23 protein-coding genes are annotated in these 20,158 nt (G+C 41.8%); 5 read left to right on the top strand and 18 right to left on the bottom strand.

Annotated elements, in window-relative coordinates; all coding sequences use genetic code 11:
- Window positions 1-156 precede the first annotated feature (156 nt).
- From M3593_RS16790 to M3593_RS16760, 7 genes are all read right to left on the bottom strand, one after another.
- Window positions 157-1,005, bottom strand: coding sequence for a sialate O-acetylesterase (locus M3593_RS16790; protein WP_251543677.1), 849 nt, complete (start codon window positions 1,003-1,005; stop codon window positions 157-159).
- Window positions 1,006-1,136: 131 nt separating this feature from the next.
- Window positions 1,137-1,529: a DUF2178 domain-containing protein gene (locus tag M3593_RS16785; protein ID WP_251543679.1), complete on the bottom strand. Its 393-nt coding sequence runs from the start codon at window positions 1,527-1,529 to the stop codon at window positions 1,137-1,139.
- The gene (locus M3593_RS16780; RefSeq protein WP_251543681.1) at window positions 1,522-1,734 is read right to left on the bottom strand and encodes a helix-turn-helix transcriptional regulator; all 213 of its coding nucleotides are present in this window, start codon (window positions 1,732-1,734) and stop codon (window positions 1,522-1,524) included. Before M3593_RS16780 ends, M3593_RS16785 begins: the two co-directional genes overlap by 8 nt.
- Window positions 1,735-1,967: 233 nt before the next feature.
- Window positions 1,968-2,315, bottom strand: a complete 348-nt coding sequence (locus M3593_RS16775) for a hypothetical protein (protein ID WP_251543683.1) — start codon at window positions 2,313-2,315, stop codon at window positions 1,968-1,970.
- A 93-nt stretch (window positions 2,316-2,408) separates the two neighbouring features.
- Window positions 2,409-3,158, bottom strand: a complete 750-nt coding sequence (locus M3593_RS16770) for a GNAT family N-acetyltransferase (RefSeq protein ID WP_251543685.1) — start codon at window positions 3,156-3,158, stop codon at window positions 2,409-2,411.
- Window positions 3,159-3,229: 71 nt separating this feature from the next.
- Entirely contained in the window at window positions 3,230-4,441 is a 1,212-nt protein-coding gene (locus M3593_RS16765) for an MFS transporter (protein ID WP_251543686.1), read from the bottom strand.
- A 620-nt stretch (window positions 4,442-5,061) separates the two neighbouring features.
- The gene (locus tag M3593_RS16760) at window positions 5,062-5,760 is read right to left on the bottom strand and encodes a SurA N-terminal domain-containing protein (protein WP_251543688.1); all 699 of its coding nucleotides are present in this window, start codon (window positions 5,758-5,760) and stop codon (window positions 5,062-5,064) included.
- 299 nt (window positions 5,761-6,059) lie between these two features.
- Here M3593_RS16760 and M3593_RS16755 point away from each other — a divergent pair, with 299 nt between their 5' ends.
- A complete protein-coding gene (locus tag M3593_RS16755; protein WP_251543690.1) occupies window positions 6,060-7,079 on the top strand; it encodes a serine hydrolase domain-containing protein in 1,020 nt (339 codons plus the stop codon).
- A gap of 651 nt (window positions 7,080-7,730) precedes the next feature.
- On the opposite strand, the gene M3593_RS16750 is transcribed toward M3593_RS16755, so the two are convergent.
- Window positions 7,731-8,138, bottom strand: coding sequence for a Uma2 family endonuclease (locus M3593_RS16750; protein ID WP_483308926.1), 408 nt, complete (start codon window positions 8,136-8,138; stop codon window positions 7,731-7,733).
- A 176-nt stretch (window positions 8,139-8,314) separates the two neighbouring features.
- On the opposite strand from M3593_RS16750, the gene M3593_RS16745 reads away from it, so the two are divergent.
- Window positions 8,315-9,037, top strand: a complete 723-nt coding sequence (locus tag M3593_RS16745) for a TspO/MBR family protein (RefSeq protein WP_251543743.1) — start codon at window positions 8,315-8,317, stop codon at window positions 9,035-9,037.
- Between the two features lie 66 nt (window positions 9,038-9,103).
- Window positions 9,104-10,051: a threonine ammonia-lyase gene (locus M3593_RS16740; RefSeq protein ID WP_251543694.1), complete on the top strand. Its 948-nt coding sequence runs from the start codon at window positions 9,104-9,106 to the stop codon at window positions 10,049-10,051.
- 98 nt (window positions 10,052-10,149) lie between these two features.
- Here M3593_RS16740 and M3593_RS16735 read toward each other — a convergent pair whose 3' ends face one another.
- From M3593_RS16735 to M3593_RS16700, 8 genes are all read right to left on the bottom strand, one after another.
- Entirely contained in the window at window positions 10,150-10,758 is a 609-nt protein-coding gene (locus M3593_RS16735; protein WP_251543696.1) for an alpha/beta hydrolase, read from the bottom strand.
- The gene (locus tag M3593_RS16730) at window positions 10,755-11,696 is read right to left on the bottom strand and encodes a ring-cleaving dioxygenase (protein ID WP_251543698.1); all 942 of its coding nucleotides are present in this window, start codon (window positions 11,694-11,696) and stop codon (window positions 10,755-10,757) included. Before M3593_RS16730 ends, M3593_RS16735 begins: the two co-directional genes overlap by 4 nt.
- Window positions 11,697-11,725: 29 nt before the next feature.
- Window positions 11,726-12,334: a flavin reductase family protein gene (locus tag M3593_RS16725; protein WP_251543745.1), complete on the bottom strand. Its 609-nt coding sequence runs from the start codon at window positions 12,332-12,334 to the stop codon at window positions 11,726-11,728.
- 5 nt (window positions 12,335-12,339) lie between these two features.
- The gene (locus M3593_RS16720; protein ID WP_251543700.1) at window positions 12,340-13,278 is read right to left on the bottom strand and encodes a ring-cleaving dioxygenase; all 939 of its coding nucleotides are present in this window, start codon (window positions 13,276-13,278) and stop codon (window positions 12,340-12,342) included.
- Window positions 13,279-13,310: 32 nt separating this feature from the next.
- Complete coding sequence (locus M3593_RS16715) at window positions 13,311-13,709, bottom strand: DoxX family protein (RefSeq protein WP_251543702.1); 399 nt, start codon at window positions 13,707-13,709, stop codon at window positions 13,311-13,313.
- A gap of 59 nt (window positions 13,710-13,768) precedes the next feature.
- Window positions 13,769-14,203 (bottom strand): MarR family winged helix-turn-helix transcriptional regulator, encoded by a 435-nt coding sequence (locus tag M3593_RS16710; protein ID WP_251543704.1) that lies wholly within the window; start codon window positions 14,201-14,203, stop codon window positions 13,769-13,771.
- 61 nt (window positions 14,204-14,264) lie between these two features.
- Window positions 14,265-14,792, bottom strand: a complete 528-nt coding sequence (locus tag M3593_RS16705; RefSeq protein WP_251543705.1) for a YceI family protein — start codon at window positions 14,790-14,792, stop codon at window positions 14,265-14,267.
- Between the two features lie 231 nt (window positions 14,793-15,023).
- Window positions 15,024-15,785: an SDR family oxidoreductase gene (locus tag M3593_RS16700; protein WP_251543746.1), complete on the bottom strand. Its 762-nt coding sequence runs from the start codon at window positions 15,783-15,785 to the stop codon at window positions 15,024-15,026.
- 318 nt (window positions 15,786-16,103) lie between these two features.
- Here M3593_RS16700 and M3593_RS16695 point away from each other — a divergent pair, with 318 nt between their 5' ends.
- Window positions 16,104-16,559 (top strand): hypothetical protein, encoded by a 456-nt coding sequence (locus tag M3593_RS16695; protein WP_251543707.1) that lies wholly within the window; start codon window positions 16,104-16,106, stop codon window positions 16,557-16,559.
- 27 nt (window positions 16,560-16,586) lie between these two features.
- On the opposite strand, the gene M3593_RS16690 is transcribed toward M3593_RS16695, so the two are convergent.
- Window positions 16,587-17,855 carry a glutamate-5-semialdehyde dehydrogenase gene (locus M3593_RS16690; protein ID WP_285848069.1) on the bottom strand — a complete coding sequence of 423 codons (1,269 nt, stop codon included), beginning with the start codon at window positions 17,853-17,855 and terminating at the stop codon, window positions 16,587-16,589.
- An 18-nt stretch (window positions 17,856-17,873) separates the two neighbouring features.
- On the bottom strand, window positions 17,874-18,998 hold the full coding sequence (gene proB / locus M3593_RS16685) for a glutamate 5-kinase (RefSeq protein WP_251543711.1): 1,125 nt from the start codon (window positions 18,996-18,998) through the stop codon (window positions 17,874-17,876).
- A gap of 676 nt (window positions 18,999-19,674) precedes the next feature.
- Here proB and M3593_RS16680 point away from each other — a divergent pair.
- The gene (locus M3593_RS16680) at window positions 19,675-19,881 is read left to right on the top strand and encodes a DUF2642 domain-containing protein (RefSeq protein WP_144480097.1); all 207 of its coding nucleotides are present in this window, start codon (window positions 19,675-19,677) and stop codon (window positions 19,879-19,881) included.
- The last annotated feature ends 277 nt before the right edge of the window (window positions 19,882-20,158 follow it).

Below are 20,158 nucleotides of genomic sequence, written 5' to 3'. Positions count from 1 at the left end.
TCCTTAATATAAGGTATCGACTTTTTGTATTTAAAGCACGTTAAGCGTGACCGTAAAAGTCTTTGTTTGACAAACCTGCTCTTTAACACAATAGGAGCTGCCGCATCGACAACTCCTTGTTCCACAAACGCATCCCGGTTGTTTAACAATTTAGCTTCACTTACTTTCATTAATATTGGAGATATTTATAGAAAACTCCTCAAAACTCAATTGCCCTAAAGCAAGTTTCGTGCTTTGGACAAATATACGTTCATTTTTAGTTAGTTCACGTTTTGCTGCCTTTTCAATCCACTCATGCTCTATGTCTAAAACATCTAAAACATGCTTTTGTTTTGAAAAAGCTTCATAGTATCTTAATCCAAATTTCCTCTGGGACATAGCATCAATATGTATGCCATCTGGATTTGCAGTTAAGCCTTTTGATGTTGCAAAATAGCAATCTTTTTCAGTGTGAGCAACTTTAGATAAAATCTTGTTTATTTGTTTATATTCTACAGCGCTTTTTCCAAATCCAACTTCTCCAAGGTAATGTCCCAACTCACCGATAATAATCGGGATATCTGGTGCATTCAATTCTTTTCTCAAGTGTTTCATTAATGAAAGCAATTTATCTTCATACATCTTATAACGTTCTCCGTAACTGTCACTTTCTCCTTGATGCCACAGAATTCCTATTAGTTCACTTGATTCCATCGCAAATTTCGCTTCAGAAATCGCATGTCTTGTTAATAGTCCATCAATTGCCCAATCATCAATAGAGCTTCCTCCCTCGGCACATGGTATGACCCCAATGGACTCACCCGGATGATCCTCTGTCCAAGCCTGAGCAAAAGATGCTGCCGGTCCAACACCAGATATGTGACGATCAAAATTAAGCGGCTCCGCCATCATTTGCCATCTGCCGTTTCGCAACATATATATGTGCTCATTATAAATCGGAGATACCTCCTCAATAAATCCTCTGCCTGCCATATTTGATTGTCCAATTAATAATATAGATTTCATAAAAAAACCTTCTTTCTTTTTTTACTAAGGGCCAATTAGATTGAAACAGTTAGAATCCAACAAAAAGGCATCCTCCCTGAATCATCTCACCTTTTAGTTGAGATGCTTTCTTTGTGTTAGTTTCATTCATATCATTTAAACTTTTTTGAATATATAAATTCTGTAATCGGAACTGTAACAAAAGTAAGACCTACCACTATAACCAGTGGATAATTGTCAATTTCATTGAAACTGCCTGTTCCTTCAGAAATAAATAGTATTAAACCAGATAAAACCATAAGAACATAATAACCTATTTTGGCACTTTGGGTTTCAATATGTCTATCTAATTCATCCTTCTCGCCACCACCTTCATGATCACCCCAATTCAGCCAATTAAGAAAATAGCTTAAAGCTAAAAAACTAAAGAATATACCAGCTGAATCCGCAGTTCCAAAACTAACCCATTTGTATAAAGTCGTTCCTCCAATTGTTAGAAAAACAACAAAGACTAAGATAGCAATAATACCTTTGGTTTTATTCATGACTTCCCCCCCCATTCTTAGAGATAAATAAATCTTCCATTGCAACTCCTAAAGTCCTTGCGATATCAAATGCTAACTGCAAACTCGGATCATATTTGTCATTCTCGATAGCGTTAATCGTTTGCCTACTTACATTACATAACTCCGCTAATTTCCCCTGTGAAAGACTATTTTTTTCTCTGTACTCCTTAATTCTATTTTCCAATTCATCTGCCTCCACATTTATTAGGTGTAAAAAACCTTTTACACCCATATAATAAAATAAGGCAATGGGTGTGTCAAATATGTTTGACACACCCATTGCCTTGAACATCTATATTCTACGTCTTTCTTGTACTCTTCTGGATCGTTAGTTCACTAAGGGGTTCAATAAAAAAGTGAATAATCCTTCCAGGGTCACCGCACAGATTAGTTAAAGAAAAGCGAATAGATTTTCTCTTAGATTACTAAGAAACAGTAAGTAACTACTCCCATTACTCCCAATGACATTAGTCCAACACTTTTCTTAACACTTTTTTCCCAAAATGCAATACATCCAGAAAACCAACCGAAAAACACCATAAATGCACCAATATGTTCAAGTGATTTAATTGTTGCAATATTACCAGAATGGAATAATAGCACACCTATACAACTAAAACCTCCAATAAGGAGAAAAGAAGGACTTTTCATTTCATTTTTAAATTCCTGCTGTTCTTCTTTATCAGTCTTTATATAGGTATTTATAATATAGAAAATGGGAATAGCCCATATTAAAATAATAAATAAAACCTTAATCATACCCATATGCCCACCTCTTATTACCTTAACCTGCTTCAATAGCTTAAAAAAAGACACTAATCCTTCCTAATCAACTCAATATTTACTCTTCGCAAAGTTTTAGTTTCCCCTTTTGAAAACCTTATTTCGTTCTATAACTGTACATCCGTTATTCTGGAATGTTTTAAGCATTGGAAGGTTGTTGTGACCAGTGCGGCCAATATAATGGGTGGCCATAAAGTCATTTTTTAATATTTCTAATGCTTGTTGATGAAGAAGTTTGCTTTTCCCCTTCCCTCTTTCGCTTGGAATGATTCCAAAATAAAATAGCCTACCTTCTTCTGAAGTCCCGGGTTCTATATGGGGCATTATTACTCCGATTGGATTTCCATTATCATAAGCAACAATACAAGATTTCTTATAGTTCGGGCCTAATTCCAACTCTACACTTCGCATCTGTTCGTCAACATTTAGCGAAGAAGGTGAATTTAATGATCCTTTCATAGATTCCTCCCAAACCCTTTTAAACTCTGCTAACGAAAGTACGTTTAAATCCTTTAGTAAGAACCCGTTTTCAACCTTAGATGAATCATCTAACAACTTGTGAACAGTAACATTTTCATCATGTAACTTAAATCCATTTTCTATTAAAGTAAAGTCTACTTCTGTGTTAAATTTACTATTAACGAGTATATTCACATTTTTACAGTTCTTTATAAATGACTGTCCCATCAGATATGTTATAAGTTCAATTAGCTCTTGATTCGCCAGACTTTTTGTATCTTCAATAGTTACAAAGTTTTCTCCTTTTACAATTTTTATTCTTTCCAATAAATTAGAATTACTTTGTGATTTCTTTACCTCCATCATTTCAGCCCCTTAAAGCACAAATTATAAAGGCATGGGACCACAGATGATCCGCAGTCCCACTCTATCATTCATTATTCAAATTCGATTATATTCCTAACAAACAAGTGCTTACTTTTAAAAACAATTAAACTGACCACTGCAAGCAATATTCCTGAGATCATAAACACGATTCTTATTCCCAGTAAATCTGCTAACAGTCCCATAACAAGAGAACCAATGCCAAAGATACCAGTACCGATAGCTCCAAACGATGTATAAACCGTTGATAAATGTTCTTTTGTAACGCTGGTTTGTATCACTGTTTGTTGAGGTATGCCTTTAATTTGACCAAAAAGCCCTACAAAGAGCGATAAAAGGAGTGCAGCAATTGGTATGCTGTTTATACTAAATAGTAATGTTACTAAGGAGCTTAGGATTGAACCTATAAATATAAATGTCCCCAATTTCTTTTCAATGATTGAAGAATAGTTAATACAATAAACACTTCCTAAGATCAATCCCAAAAAGTAGGCGCCATTGATAAATCCCCACCACTGTCCACCAACCTCTAAAGCATCGTTAACGAACACAAGGAGTATGGCTGCTATCCAAACCGTTCCTGCGATTGTCTCAAAGAAGTCTAGCCAAGCAATCTTTCTTAATACTGGAGTGTTAGATAAAGTTACCCATCCCTCTGTAATCTGTTCAAATTTCCCTTTAGCCTCTATTCTATTATCAGCTGCACTTTCTAAAAGACTGAGCAAGATGCTTGCTACTATAAACAAACCTCCTGCTAACCAGACCAGCTGCTGTGAGCTCATAATAATTAAGAATAAACTCCCTATGAACCACATCACTGCTTGTATGAACTGTGTAACAGTTTCTGCAAGTCCATTGGCTTTAATTAATTGACTAGGATTAACATAGTATGGAATTAATGTCTGTCGTATTGGATTTGCACATCCATCTAGTAAAGCAATCAATCCTATGATTAAGAAAATCAAATAATAATTTGATGCTGTAACTCCAACTAACATAAACCCCAGAATAAAAAGCAGAATAGTCTTACCGATTTGCGATCCAGCCATTAACCATTTAAGATTTACTTTCCCCACCAAAAGAGGTGTTAACAGACTAGATATAAACATAGAAGAAGTAATTGTAAATGGTACAAATGAAGATGCGGTTGCCGAGCCTGTTAATACAAAAATCGTACTAATAATACTGACCATATATAATACATCGCCAATATTAGCGAGCGATTGACCCAACAGTAAAAAAGAAAAGTTTTTATTTAATTTCATTTTATGTCCCCCAATTTCTGAAATGAATATTGTCTTAAATAGGGGAATTTTAAATTGGATTGTTCATTATTATTTACACCTTTCATATATCTGATAAATCTGGGGGACTAGATTTATCACAAGATTTGTTTGTATCATCATAAAATGTTTATATGAACTTCAGGCATAATTTAAGACTCTTCACACCCATAATGAATTAACCTGTTCGTTCAACAATAGCGCTTCCTGTTTTTGTTGTGCGCTCTATATAGGAACTATTCATTTAATATCGAACTCCGAAGCCTGGACCTGAAATTATAAATCCTATGTACAATAAGAGGAGTGTAATAATTGTTAGCCTGTTAATCTGTACTTTTCCATATCCATTTCCACACCACAAATAAATTGGGTTTGTTAATTTCTTTACAGCAAGTCTAAATTTCTATAAAACTGGCAAGAATACCTTCTAGCATCCTAATAATGGGTGGAATTTGTTTGTTACTATCATCTGCATGGAAATCCCATGAATTCTTTAGTTACTCATTTCAACCAAGCCTGCTGAACCTTCCCTATGTCCATTAAAAAGAGGATAGACTTAATGTCTATCCCCCATTCTTTAAAAATCCAAGGCGGCAACCTTCTTACGCCTTACGGATTTTCACTTTATCTTCATTGTCTTTGCGGATTTTTTCCACTAGCTGGGTGATCTTTTCATCTTTCTTTTGAGCTAGAACTTGCTGCTCAAGCTGTGGTTTGATTTTATCAAGTTCTTCCGGCTTTTGCTTTTGGCCTTCAGCTTGCTGCTTGTATTGATCATACATTGCCTGGATTTCTTCATCGGAGGCTTCTACCTTGCCGATCTTGCTGTCCAGATATTGTGTGACAGTCATTTGCTTTTTCAGTTGGGCCTTAAGTTCTTTCTCGCTCAATTTGTTCTTTTTCAATGCTTCTTCATACTGTTTTTCATCTTCGAAGTTGGTTTTGATCTTTTCCAATTCTGCATCGATTTCTTTCTGTTCAACGGAGACGCCGTCCTTCTCAGCTGTCTGGAGAAGCAGCTCAGCATTGATCATTTGATCCAGAACAGACTTTTCCAGTTGTTCCTTCATCTTGCTATCCATCTGGTCTGCCGGCATGCCTTGCTGTTCATAAGTTGCCTTCATGGCATCCAGTTCTTTCTTATATTCTTTTTTTGAAATATCTTTTCCATCTACTGTTGCAACTATATCTTCTTTATTTTCTTTTTCAGCATTCCCTTTCGAGCTATCTTTGCTGCATGCGCCAAGCACAAGGACGGCGATGCTCAACAAAAGAACGCCTGAAAAAATTCGCTTCATCATAAACAAACTCCCCTTTCACCCAACATGTCCGTCATACTATCATATTTCTCAAATGAATAGGGGGTTTTAAGAGAATTGTTATCGGATTGTAATATATTAAACTGTCAAAAAGTACCGAAGATCCCCCTATAATAGTTCCTCTACATTTAAGTAAATCCGCTCATCAGGGCTTGTTGCATAGTCATTCAATCTGCTCTTTTGGCGCACAACGATTCTTTCCAACTTGCGATAATCGCCATCCAACTTTATCTATTTATGGTAACATTGGACCAAACGGTTAAATAAAACTGGAGGATGAAATGAAGAATTTAAATCAGATTCTATCAGGTGTGCAAACAGAGATTGATTTTTCAGGAACGGTTTTGGTTGGAACTGGGAATGAGCTCGCATCAGCAAGCTTTGGCTTTTCCAACCGCTCTGATCAGCTTAATAACAACACTGACACGCGTTTTGGCATCGCTTCTGGCTGCAAACTGTACACGGCAATTGCCATCTGCCAGCTTGTCGAGGATGGAAAACTTACCTTCGATACGAGATTGAGAGAGTGTCTTGACGAGGAGTTTCCTGGATTTAGTGAAGAGATTACGATTCACCATTTGCTGACGCATACATCTGGAATCCCTGACTACTTTGATGAGGACATCATGGATGTTTTCGAGGAACTCTGGGTGTCGAGACCAATGTACCACATCAGGCACCTCAGCGATTTTTTACCGATGTTCCAAAATGAACAAATGAAAGCAGCTCCCGGCGAAGCTTTTCACTACAATAATGCTGGCTATATATTACTAGGGCTGATTGTTGAGCAGGCTTCCAGGATGATATTCACGGATTATGTCGAGGAACATATTTTCAAAAGAGCTGGCATGAATGATTCGGGTTATTTTTCATTTGATCAATTGCCCGCCAATACGGCGACCGGCTATATCGATCTTCCTGACGGAACATGGAAAACCAATATCTATTCCCTGCCGGTAAAAGGCGGCTCAGACGGAGGAGCCTATATCACCGTAAACGACATGGCCGAGCTGTGGAAAGCGTTATTTGGGCAGCTTTTACTCACAAAGGAGACCTTGGAACGACTGCTCACCCCCCACGCGCAAGCCAACGAAACCGGCTATTACGGGTACGGCATCTGGATCAAGAATGAATCCGGGCAAGTAGCTAAATACCATGTGATGGGCTATGACCCAGGAGTCAGCTTCCACTCCGCCTACTACCCGGCCACCCAGGCCATCGCCGTGGTCTGCTCCAATAAATCCGAGGGTGCCTATGACATCATGGAGGCTGTGGAACAGGGGCTCTTAAGCGGTATTTGAATTAGCTAGTTACATAAGTACGTGATTTTAATATATGGTGGTGTTGCAAAATCATTTCAAAATGGAAAATCTATCAAGGCATTATGATCATCATTTTGGTCATTCTCGCTTTCATAGCTGACTTGTTCAAGGACAATTTTTCTACCCATACCGTTCAATACCCGTATTTGCAATTTCTCTTATCAACTTTGTTCCTTGCCGCTGTTTTAGGCATAATTAGCTTAATTTTGTACTTTCAAACGAAGACGAGCCAAACATTCTTAATCCACCCGGCCTGGGATTTAATGAATATCGTGGTATTGGTTATCTTTTTTCTATCAGTCGTCATTTTCATAACCCTGGTCTTGTTTACTCCATTGGCATCCGCAGTAGAACATAGCCGCTGGGTCTTGTATATCATTCTTTACTACTTTCTTTTTTTAGCCAATGTTTTAACCTTATCAATTGTTCATAAAAGTAATAAAAGTTTAGGAAATCACCACAAAATCAGATCATCATTTGTTTGGACATTATTGATCCTCCTGCTGGTAATTTTCTTCCTACCCGGATTGTAAGCGAAATATAAAGAGGATAGCTTAGTGGGCTATCCTCTTTTCTATACTCATATTGTCAGAGCCTTCGCTTGTTCAGAGGCATTCCCTATCAAAAGACTTAAGCAAAGATTTTCTCTACATCAACGTTGAATTCTTTCAAGAACGCCGACCTTATGATGCCTTGATTTTTAGCAACGTCATGCAGTTTGAATGTATCCTTTTCATCCAACACATACACCTGAATGGTGTCAAGGAGCGGATGCACGATCCAATATTCCTTTACACCAAACTGCATGTAAAGGTTCAGTTTGAAAACCAGGTCATGCGATTGATTCGAAGGACTAATAATCTCAATGATCAGTGAAGGAACTCCTACATAGCTATTTTCCCGGAATCCTTTTTTGTCACAAATAATAGAAAGGTCAGGGAAGACAATCCTGGTCCCTTCCATATGATCACTCTTTAGCTCTACATCAAAGGGCGCTTGGAACACCTCACATTCTGAGCCATCAAGCAGCTGGAACAACTGAGCATGTAAACGTCCTGAAATTCTTTGATTTCACCAAGGAACACAATGAGACATAGTGACGGTTCTGTAGTCCCATAAGTTTTATTCCCTCCCCTAGAGGCTAAAAGTGGTTATGCACCTAATCGTAGTGGAATAGTATGAACAAAATACTAAAAATGAAAGCTGGGATGAGGATGGGACGGTTTTTCTTGAATCTGATTGCCACGTTACTCGTGGTCGCGGTCAATGCGCTTGCGAATATCCTGCCACTCAATGGGCAGACGACCGGGGAAATATCAAATAGACTGGATGTGTTGTTTACTCCGGCCGGATATGTTTTTGGTATCTGGGGATTGATTTATGTTTTATTGTTTATTTGGACAATCAGGCAGTTTCCTGCTTCACGAAGGAATTTGCCAGTCTACCAAAAATCTACTCCGCTTTATGTGCTAAGCTCCATTCTCAATATCGCCTGGATACTATTATGGCATTACGAGTTTTTTCTTCTGACAGTATTTGTGATGATTGGTTTGCTGCTGACTCTTATCAAGCTTTATCAACTTATAAAAAATGAAGAACATTCTTTTTGGGATCTGCTCCCTTTTTCTGTCTATCTTGGCTGGATCAGCGTCGCTACCATCGCGAATATCAGCTATTATTTGAAATATATTGACTGGAATGGCTTTGGTCTATCCGATGTTGCCTGGACACTGATCATGGTCGTGATCGCCACACTACTGGCTGTTTATTTTCAATATAAAAATAAGGATCGTATCTATCCCCTGGTATTCATCTGGGCCTTTATTGGAATCCGTGTTAAAAATGCGGCAGCACATCCGACAGTAAGCACCGCTTCTTATGTCTTATCCGCAGTCATCCTAGTAACCATTTTATTCGGACTGTTTAGGAAGCATTGACTTTAATAGAAAGACTAAGATCTTTTCAGCAGTTTTACGGTTGTGAAAACAAAGGGGGAATTACAAATGATCTCATTAAAAGATGTGAAGGAAGCGCGGGAACGAATTAGCGACATCGTTCATGTAACACCTATCCTAAAATCAGACCAACTATCGATGGCATGCGGCAACCAGATTTTTTTCAAATCAGAGCACTTGCAAAAGACTGGCTCATTCAAGATCCGCGGCGCGAGCAATAAAGTGAAACAAGCTGTCGAGAATGGCGCAAAGTATGTAACCGCAGCCTCCTCGGGCAATCACGGCCAGGCAGTTTCCTATGTGGCGAATAAATATGGAGTGCCTGCTACCATTGTCGTTCCTGAGGATATCAGCCAATGTAAAATGAACGCCATCCAAACCTACAATGGCAAAATTGAAATGTGCGGCACCACATCTGCGGAGAGGCTGCCAAGGGCAAAGGAAATCGCTGATCAAGAAAATGGCGTATTCATCCCTCCATATGACGATCCGTATATTATGGCTGGTCAGGGAACGGTTGGATTGGAGGTTCTCGAACAGATACAAGATGTCGATGCAGTGATTGTTCCGATCGGCGGTGGCGGTCTTCTTTCGGGGATACTTACTGCCATAAAAGAGACCAACCCAAAGATCAAAGTGATTGGTGTAGAACCTGAGATTGCGAATGATACTTATCTTTCACTTAAAAACAAGGAAATCACCGCGATCCCAGCTACCTCAACGATCGCTGATGGCTTGAGGAGCAGCCAGCCTGGAGACCTGACCTTCCCTGTCCTGATGAAATACCTCGATGACCTTGTCCTGGTCAGTGAAGAAGAAATCCGCCATGCATTTAGCTTCGTTTTGGAACGAATGAAACAGCTGATCGAACCTTCAAGCGCAACAACAGTCGCAGCTGCCATGCATAACAAACTGCCTTTTAAGGATAAAAAAGTGGTGACCGTCATTTCAGGCGGGAATGTGGATTTGGGGAAGATCTCTGGATTGATCAGCTAAAGAAAAGGAAATGGGGACGGTTCTCCCGTCCCCAAGGTTATATTTTATTCTTCTGTCGGGACACCAGAACCGTCCCCGTGTCCCATCCTTTTCTACTCTTACCTCTCGTGTCCCAGGTACCACTGCGCCGCAGCTTCGACTTCCTCACGGGTCAACTGATGGCCTCTATTCTCCCAATGGAGTTTCACATCAGCACCAGCTTTCTCAAGCAGGGATTTAAGTTGTTCAGATTCCATCGGTGAGCAGATTGGATCATTCGTTCCTGCCGCAATGAATACCGGAGTTCCTGTCAGGTCAGGCAGTTCAATGCCTCTCCTCGGCACCATTGGATGGTGGAGGATGGCCCCCTTCAAGGCATTTTGATAGTGGAACAGCAGGCTTGCCGCGATATTCGCTCCGTTTGAATAGCCGACTGCAATCACATTGTTACGGTCAAAGCCGTATTTTTCAGCCGCTTCATCAAGGAATTCATTCAATTCCTTCGTCCGGAAAATGAGATCCTCTTCGTCAAACACGCCTTCTGCCAGTCTCTTGAAAAACCTTGGCATTCCATTTTCCAATACGTTCCCGCGGACACTTAAGACAGAAGCTTCCTCATCAATCATTCCAGCTAGAGGCAGCAGGTCCAATTCATTGCCTCCTGTGCCGTGAAGCATTAATAATGTTGGTTTTGTTGATACCTTACCCTTGTTGAATATATGTTTCATTGTTTATCTCCCTCCAAAACACGTGCCTCCACCTGCGGAAGCTTGTGCTCTAATTCTTCCCTCTTTGACTCGAGCCATGACGGCAGCATCAGTTTTTTTCCGAGTGCGTTCGCTGGCTCATCTACCCCAAAGCCCGGTGCATCCGTTGCGATTTCAAAAAGAATGCCCCCGCCCTCGTGAAAATACAGGGCTTTAAAATAGTTACGGTCGAGAATTTCTGTTGGATAAAATCCCTTCTCCACTAGAAGTTCTCTCCACCTTTGATGGTCTTCTTCATCTCTCGCTCTCCAGGCAATATGATGGACCGTTCCTGCTCCCATCAATCCGCGTACCGAAGGAGTGAGCTTGATGTCAATCGTGTTGCCAATCTCCGTTTTAAACCTGAGGAAGCTTTCTTCCTGGCCAACTGGCTCTAGTCCGAGAATATCTTCAAGTACCTCTGCCGTTTTATGAGGCTGGGCTGAAATCAATGTCGCTCCGCCAAACCCTTTGATCGCAACATCAGATGTAACTCCTCCATAGCTCCAGGGATTAATGGCTCCCTCATTCCTTTCAACCAGTTCGATTTCAAGACCGTCAGGATCCTGGAATTGCAAATAGGTTTCGCCATAACGGACATTCTGAATGAACCTGACTCCAAATCGTTTCAACCGATCCTTCCAAAAAGACAGGGATCCGGCGGGTATGACATAGCTGGTCACTCCAACCTGTCCAGTGCCAATTCGCCCTTTCATCTGGTTTTCCCATGGAAAGAAGGTGATGACTGTTCCAGGATCCCCGGCTTCGTTGCCAAAATAAAGATGATACACTTCAGGCCTGTCAAAGTTGATCGTCTTTTTCACAAGCCTAAGCCCTAATACACCTGCGTAAAAATCAATATTCCGCTGCGCATCGTTGACCATGGCCGTAATATGGTGGATACCTGTTGTCTTTTGCATTTCCTTTTCACCCTTTCTCCGATCGGATACTACTTGGGCCTTTCGATTTCAAAAATTTCTCCGACTTTCGCGTAATTATTCCCTGCCAGCCTGCTCACAGCCGCCAGCCCCTCCGGATTGATCCTTCCATGATTGTAGATGCTATCCTCTATATGGAACTGTACTACTTTCCCGATGATGAAATCGCAGCCCGACACATTTCCGCCCCCTAATTCCAACGCCTGCTCCAGCACGCATTCCATCCTGACTTTTGCTTCCTTCACCCCTGGCACTGAAACTTTCACACTTTTAACCGGAGTTAACTGAGCCAGCTCGACTTCACTTTCGTCAGGAGCAAGGCTGGCGGCTGTTTGGTTTATTTTTTCAACATTCTGTTCATCAACGATATGAACGACAAATTCCCCGGATTCAAGAATGTTCCTCGCCGTATCCTTCTGCTTTCCTCCTGACCGCTGGATGGATAGCGAAATCATCGGCGGATTGGACGATACGATATTGAAGTAGCTGAACGGCGCACCGTTCAAGACTCCATCCTCGGAAGCTGTTGTGACGAAGGCGATTGGCCTGGGAATGATGCTGCCAATCAGAAACTTGTAATTCTCTCTCTCGGAAAGCTGGTCTGGGTCAACCGGAAGCATCGCCATCAATCCAGCTCTCTCACTTCGATCGGAATGAGCCTTCTCTCCAGCTGCCCGCGATACTGTTCATATTGTTCTGGCAGCATTAATTTCTCACCCATCGTTTCCTGTGATTCATCGTGAGCAAATCCTGGTGGATCCGTCGCAATTTCAAACAGGATTTCACCATGCTCTCTAAAATAAATCGCATTGAAGTAGTTTCTGTCCCTTACAGGTGTTACACCATAGCCATTGTCTGCCACGTATTGCTGCCAATCCAGCTGGTCTGCGTCATCGACAGCCCTCCAGGCAATATGATGCACGGTTCCTACACCCATCTCCCCGCGGCCAATCGGTGTCAATTTAAGGTCGATGACATTCCCGATGTCTGCAGAAGATCGGAAGCGAATGAAGTCTCCTTCTTTTCCGACAACCTCGAGTCCCATCACTTTTTCCAGCAGATCTGCTGTTTTTTCCGGCTGGGTCGATAACAGTGTCGCTCCGCCAAATCCTTTGATGGCGACATCAGGCGTTACCTCACCGAAGCTCCACTCATTGATTTCCCCTTCTTCTCGTTCCACAATCTCCAGGTGGAGACCATGAGGGTCATCAAATTCTAAATATTGTTCGCCGAACCGCTCCATGATTGTATATGGTACATTAAATTTTTCAAGGCGGTTTTTCCAAAAATCGATAGATCCTTTCGGAACCACATAGGAAGTCACTCCTACCTGTCCGTCGCCAATGACTCCCTGGCGAGCGCCTGCCCATGGAAAGAAGGTGATGATGGTTCCCGGCTTGCCGCCTTCATTTCCAAAATAAAGATGATATGTCTCTGGATCGTCGAAATTGACGGTTTTCTTTACCATTCGCAGTCCTAATACACCACTGTAAAAATCAACGTTTTCCTGCGGATGGCCGACTATTGCGGTAATATGGTGAATGCCCATTGTTTTTTTGGTCATTATTAACACTCCCATTAATAATCTAATATAATTTAGAATAAAATAGCATCTACAGCGTATCGGCCAGGGCCAATCAGTGCTAATCCAATCGTTACAGCAATCAATGTCAAGTTATACTCATAGCCATTTGAAGTGGACCACAAACCATTTGCGCCATGCACTTTTAAAATAGCCATCAGCATGGTACCAGCTATCAGCAAAGCTGCGAGTGGTGTCAAAAGCCCTGCTGCCAATAATATTCCCCCGACAAGCTCAGCTAACCCTGCGAAAAGTGCCATCGTCACACCAGGCTTCATACCGATTGATTCAAACCAGCCGCCCGTTCCTTTTAATCCATAGCCCCCAAACCAGCCAAACAGCTTTTGCGCACCATGTCCAATAAATAAAATGCCAATTACCAATCGTATGATTAACAAACCTAAATCCATCATTTATATAATCCTCCTGAATTTTTATCTCGAATCCGAGATATATAGTGATAAAAATGTATTTAAAGGCCTTTTGCCCGATAACCGATTCGTTTTAATAAACTGATTGTCTGATTGACTTCCTCGGCATCCAAATCTGCAAAAATCCTGCTCATTTCCATTTCATGCTGAGGAAAAATAGTATCCATCAGCTCTTTTCCTTCATTCGTTAAAACCCCATAAGTGACGCGGCGATCTTCGGGACAGGCCCGCCGTCTCACATAATTTTTCTCCACAAGCTTATCAATGACATAAGTTATGCTGCCGCTAGAAATCAGAACCTTTTTTCCAATGATTTGAATGGGCTGCTCCCCCCTGTGATAAAGCAGCTCCATCACAGAAAATTCCGTAGGGTTCAATCCATACTGTGCTGCGTCTTTTCGAATCACATCGTGAATAGCCTGCGCGGCACGAATAATCACTGTTACAGCTTTTAACTCTTCTCTTGGCTTTTCCATTTTTCCAACTCCTTTACATTATGCTGGATTCACATGTAATCCAGCATAATGGCCAAAGGTTTTAAGCTGCAGGGTTTACTTCTAATTCAACTTTGATTTTGATGTCTTTTCCCACCAAGACGCCGCCTGTCTCAAGTGCTGCATTCCATGTCAGACCAAATTCTTCACGGTTGATTTTTGTTTCTGCTTCAAAGCCGTACACTTCAACGCCCCATGGGTTTGTGCCTTTGCCGCCAAATTCCACATCGAATGTGACTGGTTTCGTTACATCCTTGATTGTCAAGTCACCCGTTACTTTGTAGTCATCGCCGTCTCTTGTAATGCTTGTAGATTTGAAATCAATGGTTGGATACTTCTCAACATCAAAGAAGTCAGCTGACTTCAAGTGATTTTCGCGGTCTTCATTACGAGTGTCAATGCTAGCTACATCAATTTTGAATGCAATTGAAGCAGTTGTTAAATCTGTAAGATCCGCTGCCTCAACATCTGCAATATAAGAATCGAAATGACCCTTCACCTTTGATACCATCATGTGTTTCACTTCAAATCCAATTGCTGAGTGTGCCTGATCGACTGTCCATTTTGCCATATTAAAATTCCTCCTAATATTGTTTTTATCTCGAATTCGAGATATTGTTTTAAAAAAAATACCTTGAATTAATTTATTTTTAATTCGAGATAAATTTATCATATATTCCACAAGGATGTCAATAGATAATTTTCATTCTTTTTCTCCTAAATCAAAACGGAACTCAAACGAGGATTCGAGTTCCGTTTCTTGTTTTATTTTTCAAAGTGAACTTCTTAAATTAAAGAGTCTTTAAAAAGCAGATGTCCAGCCGCCATCGACGGTAATCACGGTTCCATTAACAAAGCTGGAGTCATCAGATGCAAGGAACAGTGCTGCCTGCGCAATTTCTTCTGGCTTCCCGGCGCGTGGCGATAATGAGTGGGTCAAGCCTGCACGTGACATGCCAAACTCATTAATGCCCTTCATGCTTGATCCGATGTTGGTTTCGACCGCTCCCGGTGCAATCGCATTGCAGCGGATCCCTTTTTGCGCATACATGAAGCCAGTGTTCTTTGTCAGCCCGATCACGGCATGCTTGGATGCACCATAAGCTGCACCAGCATGGGCACCGCTAAATCCGCCGGTGGAGGCTATATTAATGATGATACCTTTTTCTTTTTCAAGGAAAAGCGGTATCGCCTTACGCATCGCGCGCATCACGCCCTTTGTATTCACATCAAAAATCTGGTCCCATCTCTCGTCCGTGATATCACCAACAGGCTCAAAGCCATCCATAATCCCCGCGTTATTCACCAAAATATCCAGTGTTCCATACTCACTTACAGCAGTATCGATCATATTCTCAACATCCGCAAGATCCGCCACGTTCACTTTTAGCGCTTTTGCAGTCCCGCCGTTCGCAGCAATCCCTTTCGCAACATCCTCAGCACCATCAAAATTATAGTCAGCCAGTAAAACCTTCGCACCCTCCTGGGCATATAATTCCGCAATCTCCTTTCCCATCCCCGACGCAGCACCCGTCACTACAGCCACTTTGCCTTCTAATTTCATCACGATTCCCTCCAGTCTATTATTTTCCTTCAACTCTATTTTAAGCTTCTGTTTGGTACTTCTGCTAATTTTATGTGAATAATTAGTTAATTTGGTTTGGACAAAGCGAGCAGCTTTGGCCTCGGTTATCTCTTAACCTGCCCTTACTTCAAATAAGTATTATTTTGACTGGTTTTCATCAACTAACCCTAAACCTGTCAAAAAACCGGCAACAATCCTGACTCTTCCTCTCTATAGGAATTAGCACACGATAGTTTCAATTTTCTGTAAGTTTGTTCTTATTCTGATAAACTTGGTTAAAAGAGGGGGATGATTAAAATGGAATTACAAGTCTGGCAGCCGGTCACATGCCTGGTGAAGGGCAACATTATTGGGGCAACCTTTCAATATTTTGATACAGAAGATCGGGGCGGTCTTAAAATTGTCCTGACGGATATCAAAGGAACTATGGTGGAAGTGATTTATGATAAGCATTCACCAATTGTGGGCGACTGTGTCTGGACGTTTCGTTACGCAAATGAGATAGCAAGGTCTGACCTGAACAAGTTCATTGACCGCGCCGATCACTCCAAACTTACTGACCCGGCCGCGCATCATTTTTATAAAGCCTTACAATCAGACTATATCGCATGGTATGATCAGCTGGGCTGGCTCGGCAGTGATGAGGCACCACACGTTGAGCATCATATTTATATGTATAATGATGGAGTTTTCGAAGTCATCAGCGATTATGAGCCGAGGTTTATCGTAAAAAAACAGGGTGACGGTTCCTGAAAAATAGGAACCGTCACCCTGTCTGATTTATCTCACCAATCCATCCCCGACCATGACGTACTTTCTCGTCGTCAAAGCGGACAGTCCCATTGGTCCTCTTGCATGGAGCTTCTGTGTGGAAATTCCGATTTCTGCTCCAAACCCCAATGCTCCCCCGTCGGTAAAACGGGTGGAAGCATTATGATACAGTGCTGCAGCATCAACAAGCTGCAGGAACTTCCTGGCGTTGTCTTCGTTTTCGGTAATGATTGCTTCTGAGTGCTTCGTACCGTACTGATCGATATGCACGATGGCTTCATCGATGTTATCGACGACTTTAACGGCCATATCGAGGCTCAAATATTCATCGGTCCAGTCGGTTTCCGTTGCCGGGATTACGTTCGGCAGTGCGGCTGCTGCTTTTTCATCTCCATGCACAGTGATTCCGTTATCCTGGAATGCTGCAGCAAGCTTCTCCTTGTTATTCTCAAGCCATCCCTGATGGACGATAAGTGTTTCCGCAGCGTTGCATACAGCCGGCCTATCTGTTTTGGCATTGATCATGATGTTCAGCGCTTTTTCAGTGTCCGCTTCTTCGTCCACATACAGGTGACAGTTGCCAACTCCTGTTTCGAGCACAGGCACAGTCGCGTTTTCGACGACTGCCTTGATCAGTGCTCCGCCTCCGCGCGGGATCAATACGTCGATATGCTCTTTCATCGTGAACAGCTGCTGGGTTGCTTCGCGGTCTGCTGTTCCGATGAACTGGATGGCGTCTTTTGGCACCTTTGTGTTTTCCAGAGCCTTGTGCAGGATGTCGACTATGGCTTTGTTCGATGACAATGCAGAAGATCCGCCTTTTAAAATGATTGCGTTGCCTGATTTGAGTGCCAGACCTGCTGCATCGACAGTCACGTTCGGTCGTGCTTCATAAATCATCCCGATGACACCTAGCGGTACGCTGATTTCTTTTACATTGAGCCCGTTTTCGAGCGTCCAGTCTGATAGGACGTCCCCGACTGGATCATCATGCTCCGCTACCTGGCGCAGCCCTTCCGCAAAGTCCACGACCCGCTCGCGAGTAAGTTCGAGCCGATCCATGAATGCATCCGCAAAGCCTTTTTCCCTTCCGTTCTGCAGATCCTTTTCGTTCTCTGCTAAAATGGCTTCATAATTTTTCTCCAGTGCAGCAGCGAGGACCAGCAGTGCTTCATTTTTTTCCTCAGTGGAAAGGATGCTCAGCTGTTTCGCTGCCTTTTTCGCTGCAATGGCCTGATCTTCTACTGTCATAGTTTTGGTCATGGTCAATGTCATCAAAACGCCTCCTGTAAAGTTTTAGACTGATACCGGTAATGCAAAATCAAGTGAACAGACAAAGGTGCCCTGTTCGATCGCTTCTTTTCGCTCACATTCTTCTTCAATCAGTGTTTCTTCCAATTTCACGCTGGAATAATTGATTCGTCCAAGGCCGATCTCTTCTCCGTCTACATCCATTACTCTGACGACGGCCCCCTCACCGAACTTCCCTTTTACCTGAAGGATGTCGGATGGGAGGATATTTTTCCGGTCTTCAATGATCGCCGCACTTGATTCTGGGCGGATGATTACTTCCCCCTCAGGCCCGGAATGGAAAGCGATCCATTGCTGATTGTTATCGAGGTTGAAGCCCTCCGGATCCTGGTTGAAATATGTCCCCTTTGCACTTCCAGTCACCGCCTTCATCAAAATGTTTTCGCTGTCGGCCTTTCCTAAAAATGAATCAATTCCCGATGCCATCGCAATTTTTACAGCGGAGATTTTCGATTTCATTCCCCCAGTACCAACAGCGCTTCCAGAACCGCCTGCTGCCGCTTCGATTTCGGGAGTGATTCCGCGCACCTTATCAAGCAGCTTAGCCTCTGGGTTCGAATTCGGATTCGCATCATACAACCCATCGATGTCGGAAAGGATGACCAACTGATCTGCCTCTATCAGCGCCGCGACCTTCGCCGATAATGTGTCATTGTCGCCGAAACGAAGACGGTCAACCGTAACCGTATCATTTTCGTTGATAATCGGGATGATCCCTCTCTCCAACAGCACGTTCAACGTATTTTTCATATTGTTGTATCGATTCTCATTCGCGAAGTCGCTTCTCGTGATCAAAATCTGGGAAGCCACATACCCATGAGATAAAAAGAGTTCTGAGTAAGATTCCATCAACAAGCCCTGGCCAATCGAAGCTGCTGCCTGTTTTTCCGGCAATGAAGTCGGCCGCTCGATGCATCCAAGCTTGCGGTAGCCTGCTGCCACAGCGCCTGATGAAACCACCGCCGTTTCATACCCCGCATCCTTCAAGGCAACAATCTGGTTCGCCAGGTTTTCCAGCTTCCTGCGGCTGATTTCCCCGTGCATACTCGTTAGTGAACTGCTGCCAATCTTAATTACAACTCTTTTTATCTTCCTGTCTTGCTCTAACATCCAATACCTCCTTGTAAATCTGCCTGAGCACCTCATTCAAAAAGTGTTCGTAAACCGTTCTTTTTTTACCAACGTTATCTATGGTAACATCCTCAGAATGACATTCAAGGGATGTGGAGCCATTCGCAAGCATAAGGCCGAGATAGTGAATGGAAGCGGTAACATCCCAAAGAAATACTGGGTTAAATCTGGATGAGCCAGACTCACGACTGCTGAGGGAAGAATATGAAGAAATATCGGAAGTTTCGTAGGCTTACAAAATGATATCCTTTTAAAACCACTTGAATTAACAATGAAGAACGCCTACTTTTGTAAAATGCTTTCCTAAGAGCAACAGGGTCTATTTCGACTTAGTAAATCATATTGTGATTTAACTGAATATCCTGTGGGTCATCAAATTACGGTACATTTTTACCGAGAAAATCAAAAATCACTTAACGTTGACGTTAAGCGACTTTCATCATTGAGCATGTTTAGCTAAAGAACCCTTTACTTTAAGTACATTGTTTCACAAAGTTAGGACAAATAATGTTATTTAATACACTTTATCATTGAACTACTAATTAAACTTCTTGTATGAATTTTATTTACAATAAAAAATTTTTCCACTCTAATAAATGTCCAAACCTTTCTATTTTAATCGCATTTAATAATAACAAGAAAGGTGGTGGACAAGATGAACAGTAAGGATAATTTTATAAATGGAGCACATAAACTAGTAGGTGAAGATGTTGAAGTTATTACAACAGAAGGCACCTATAGAGGTACCCTTTTATCTGTTGGAAGTGATTCTCTTGTTTTAGAAACACGCATTAGAGGTCGTTTAGTACGATTACTTATTCGATTAGCTCTAATTGTTGCTCTTTTTAGGTTATTTTTCTAAAATAACCTTCTAAACTAGGATTCGCAACTAAAAGTTATAAGAATAGGTACCACCCTTTGCCAGGAGAAATTCTGGCTTTTTCATTTTGCAATAACGGCCTAGAAACGCATTACACAAATGACAATTTTCTTATTCCACATTACTGCCCCTTTCGTATTATAAGGTCATCCAGAAAAGAAAATATTTCTGGTTGACCTTTTTCTATATGGTCTTATTATAACGGTAGCCGGGGTAAAACGTAACTGCTCGTGGGACCTAGATCCCGTCAGCTAAACAG

This window comes from Mesobacillus sp. MER 48 (assembly GCF_023714225.1).
Classification (GTDB): domain Bacteria; phylum Bacillota; class Bacilli; order Bacillales; family Cytobacillaceae; genus Mesobacillus; species Mesobacillus oceanisediminis_A.
Note: the sequence above shows the minus strand (reverse complement) of the source record. Positions and strands in the feature narration are given on the sequence as shown.

Excerpts from the sequence above, each read along its gene's own strand:
- M3593_RS16745 (WP_251543743.1), top strand. The coding sequence starts at position 8,315 with ATGGGACGGTTTTTCTTGAATCTGATTGCCACGTTACTCGTGGTCGCG.
- M3593_RS16755 (WP_251543690.1), top strand. The coding sequence starts at position 6,060 with ATGAAGAATTTAAATCAGATTCTATCAGGTGTGCAAACAGAGATTGAT.
- M3593_RS16775 (WP_251543683.1), bottom strand. The coding sequence starts at position 2,315 with ATGGGTATGATTAAGGTTTTATTTATTATTTTAATATGGGCTATTCCC.
- M3593_RS16735 (WP_251543696.1), bottom strand. The coding sequence starts at position 10,758 with ATGAAACATATATTCAACAAGGGTAAGGTATCAACAAAACCAACATTA.
- M3593_RS16790 (WP_251543677.1), bottom strand. The coding sequence starts at position 1,005 with ATGAAATCTATATTATTAATTGGACAATCAAATATGGCAGGCAGAGGA.
- M3593_RS16700 (WP_251543746.1), bottom strand. The coding sequence starts at position 15,785 with ATGAAATTAGAAGGCAAAGTGGCTGTAGTGACGGGTGCTGCGTCGGGG.
- M3593_RS16725 (WP_251543745.1), bottom strand. The coding sequence starts at position 12,334 with ATGCTTCCGGTTGACCCAGACCAGCTTTCCGAGAGAGAGAATTACAAG.
- M3593_RS16720 (WP_251543700.1), bottom strand. The coding sequence starts at position 13,278 with ATGACCAAAAAAACAATGGGCATTCACCATATTACCGCAATAGTCGGC.
- M3593_RS16715 (WP_251543702.1), bottom strand. The coding sequence starts at position 13,709 with ATGATGGATTTAGGTTTGTTAATCATACGATTGGTAATTGGCATTTTA.
- M3593_RS16710 (WP_251543704.1), bottom strand. The coding sequence starts at position 14,203 with ATGGAAAAGCCAAGAGAAGAGTTAAAAGCTGTAACAGTGATTATTCGT.
- M3593_RS16695 (WP_251543707.1), top strand. The coding sequence starts at position 16,104 with ATGGAATTACAAGTCTGGCAGCCGGTCACATGCCTGGTGAAGGGCAAC.
- proB (WP_251543711.1), bottom strand. The coding sequence starts at position 18,998 with ATGTTAGAGCAAGACAGGAAGATAAAAAGAGTTGTAATTAAGATTGGC.
- M3593_RS16730 (WP_251543698.1), bottom strand. The coding sequence starts at position 11,696 with ATGCAAAAGACAACAGGTATCCACCATATTACGGCCATGGTCAACGAT.
- M3593_RS16770 (WP_251543685.1), bottom strand. The coding sequence starts at position 3,158 with ATGATGGAGGTAAAGAAATCACAAAGTAATTCTAATTTATTGGAAAGA.
- M3593_RS16785 (WP_251543679.1), bottom strand. The coding sequence starts at position 1,529 with ATGAATAAAACCAAAGGTATTATTGCTATCTTAGTCTTTGTTGTTTTT.
- M3593_RS16765 (WP_251543686.1), bottom strand. The coding sequence starts at position 4,441 with ATGAAATTAAATAAAAACTTTTCTTTTTTACTGTTGGGTCAATCGCTC.
- M3593_RS16705 (WP_251543705.1), bottom strand. The coding sequence starts at position 14,792 with ATGGCAAAATGGACAGTCGATCAGGCACACTCAGCAATTGGATTTGAA.
- M3593_RS16680 (WP_144480097.1), top strand. The coding sequence starts at position 19,675 with ATGAACAGTAAGGATAATTTTATAAATGGAGCACATAAACTAGTAGGT.
- M3593_RS16740 (WP_251543694.1), top strand. The coding sequence starts at position 9,104 with ATGATCTCATTAAAAGATGTGAAGGAAGCGCGGGAACGAATTAGCGAC.
- M3593_RS16760 (WP_251543688.1), bottom strand. The coding sequence starts at position 5,760 with ATGATGAAGCGAATTTTTTCAGGCGTTCTTTTGTTGAGCATCGCCGTC.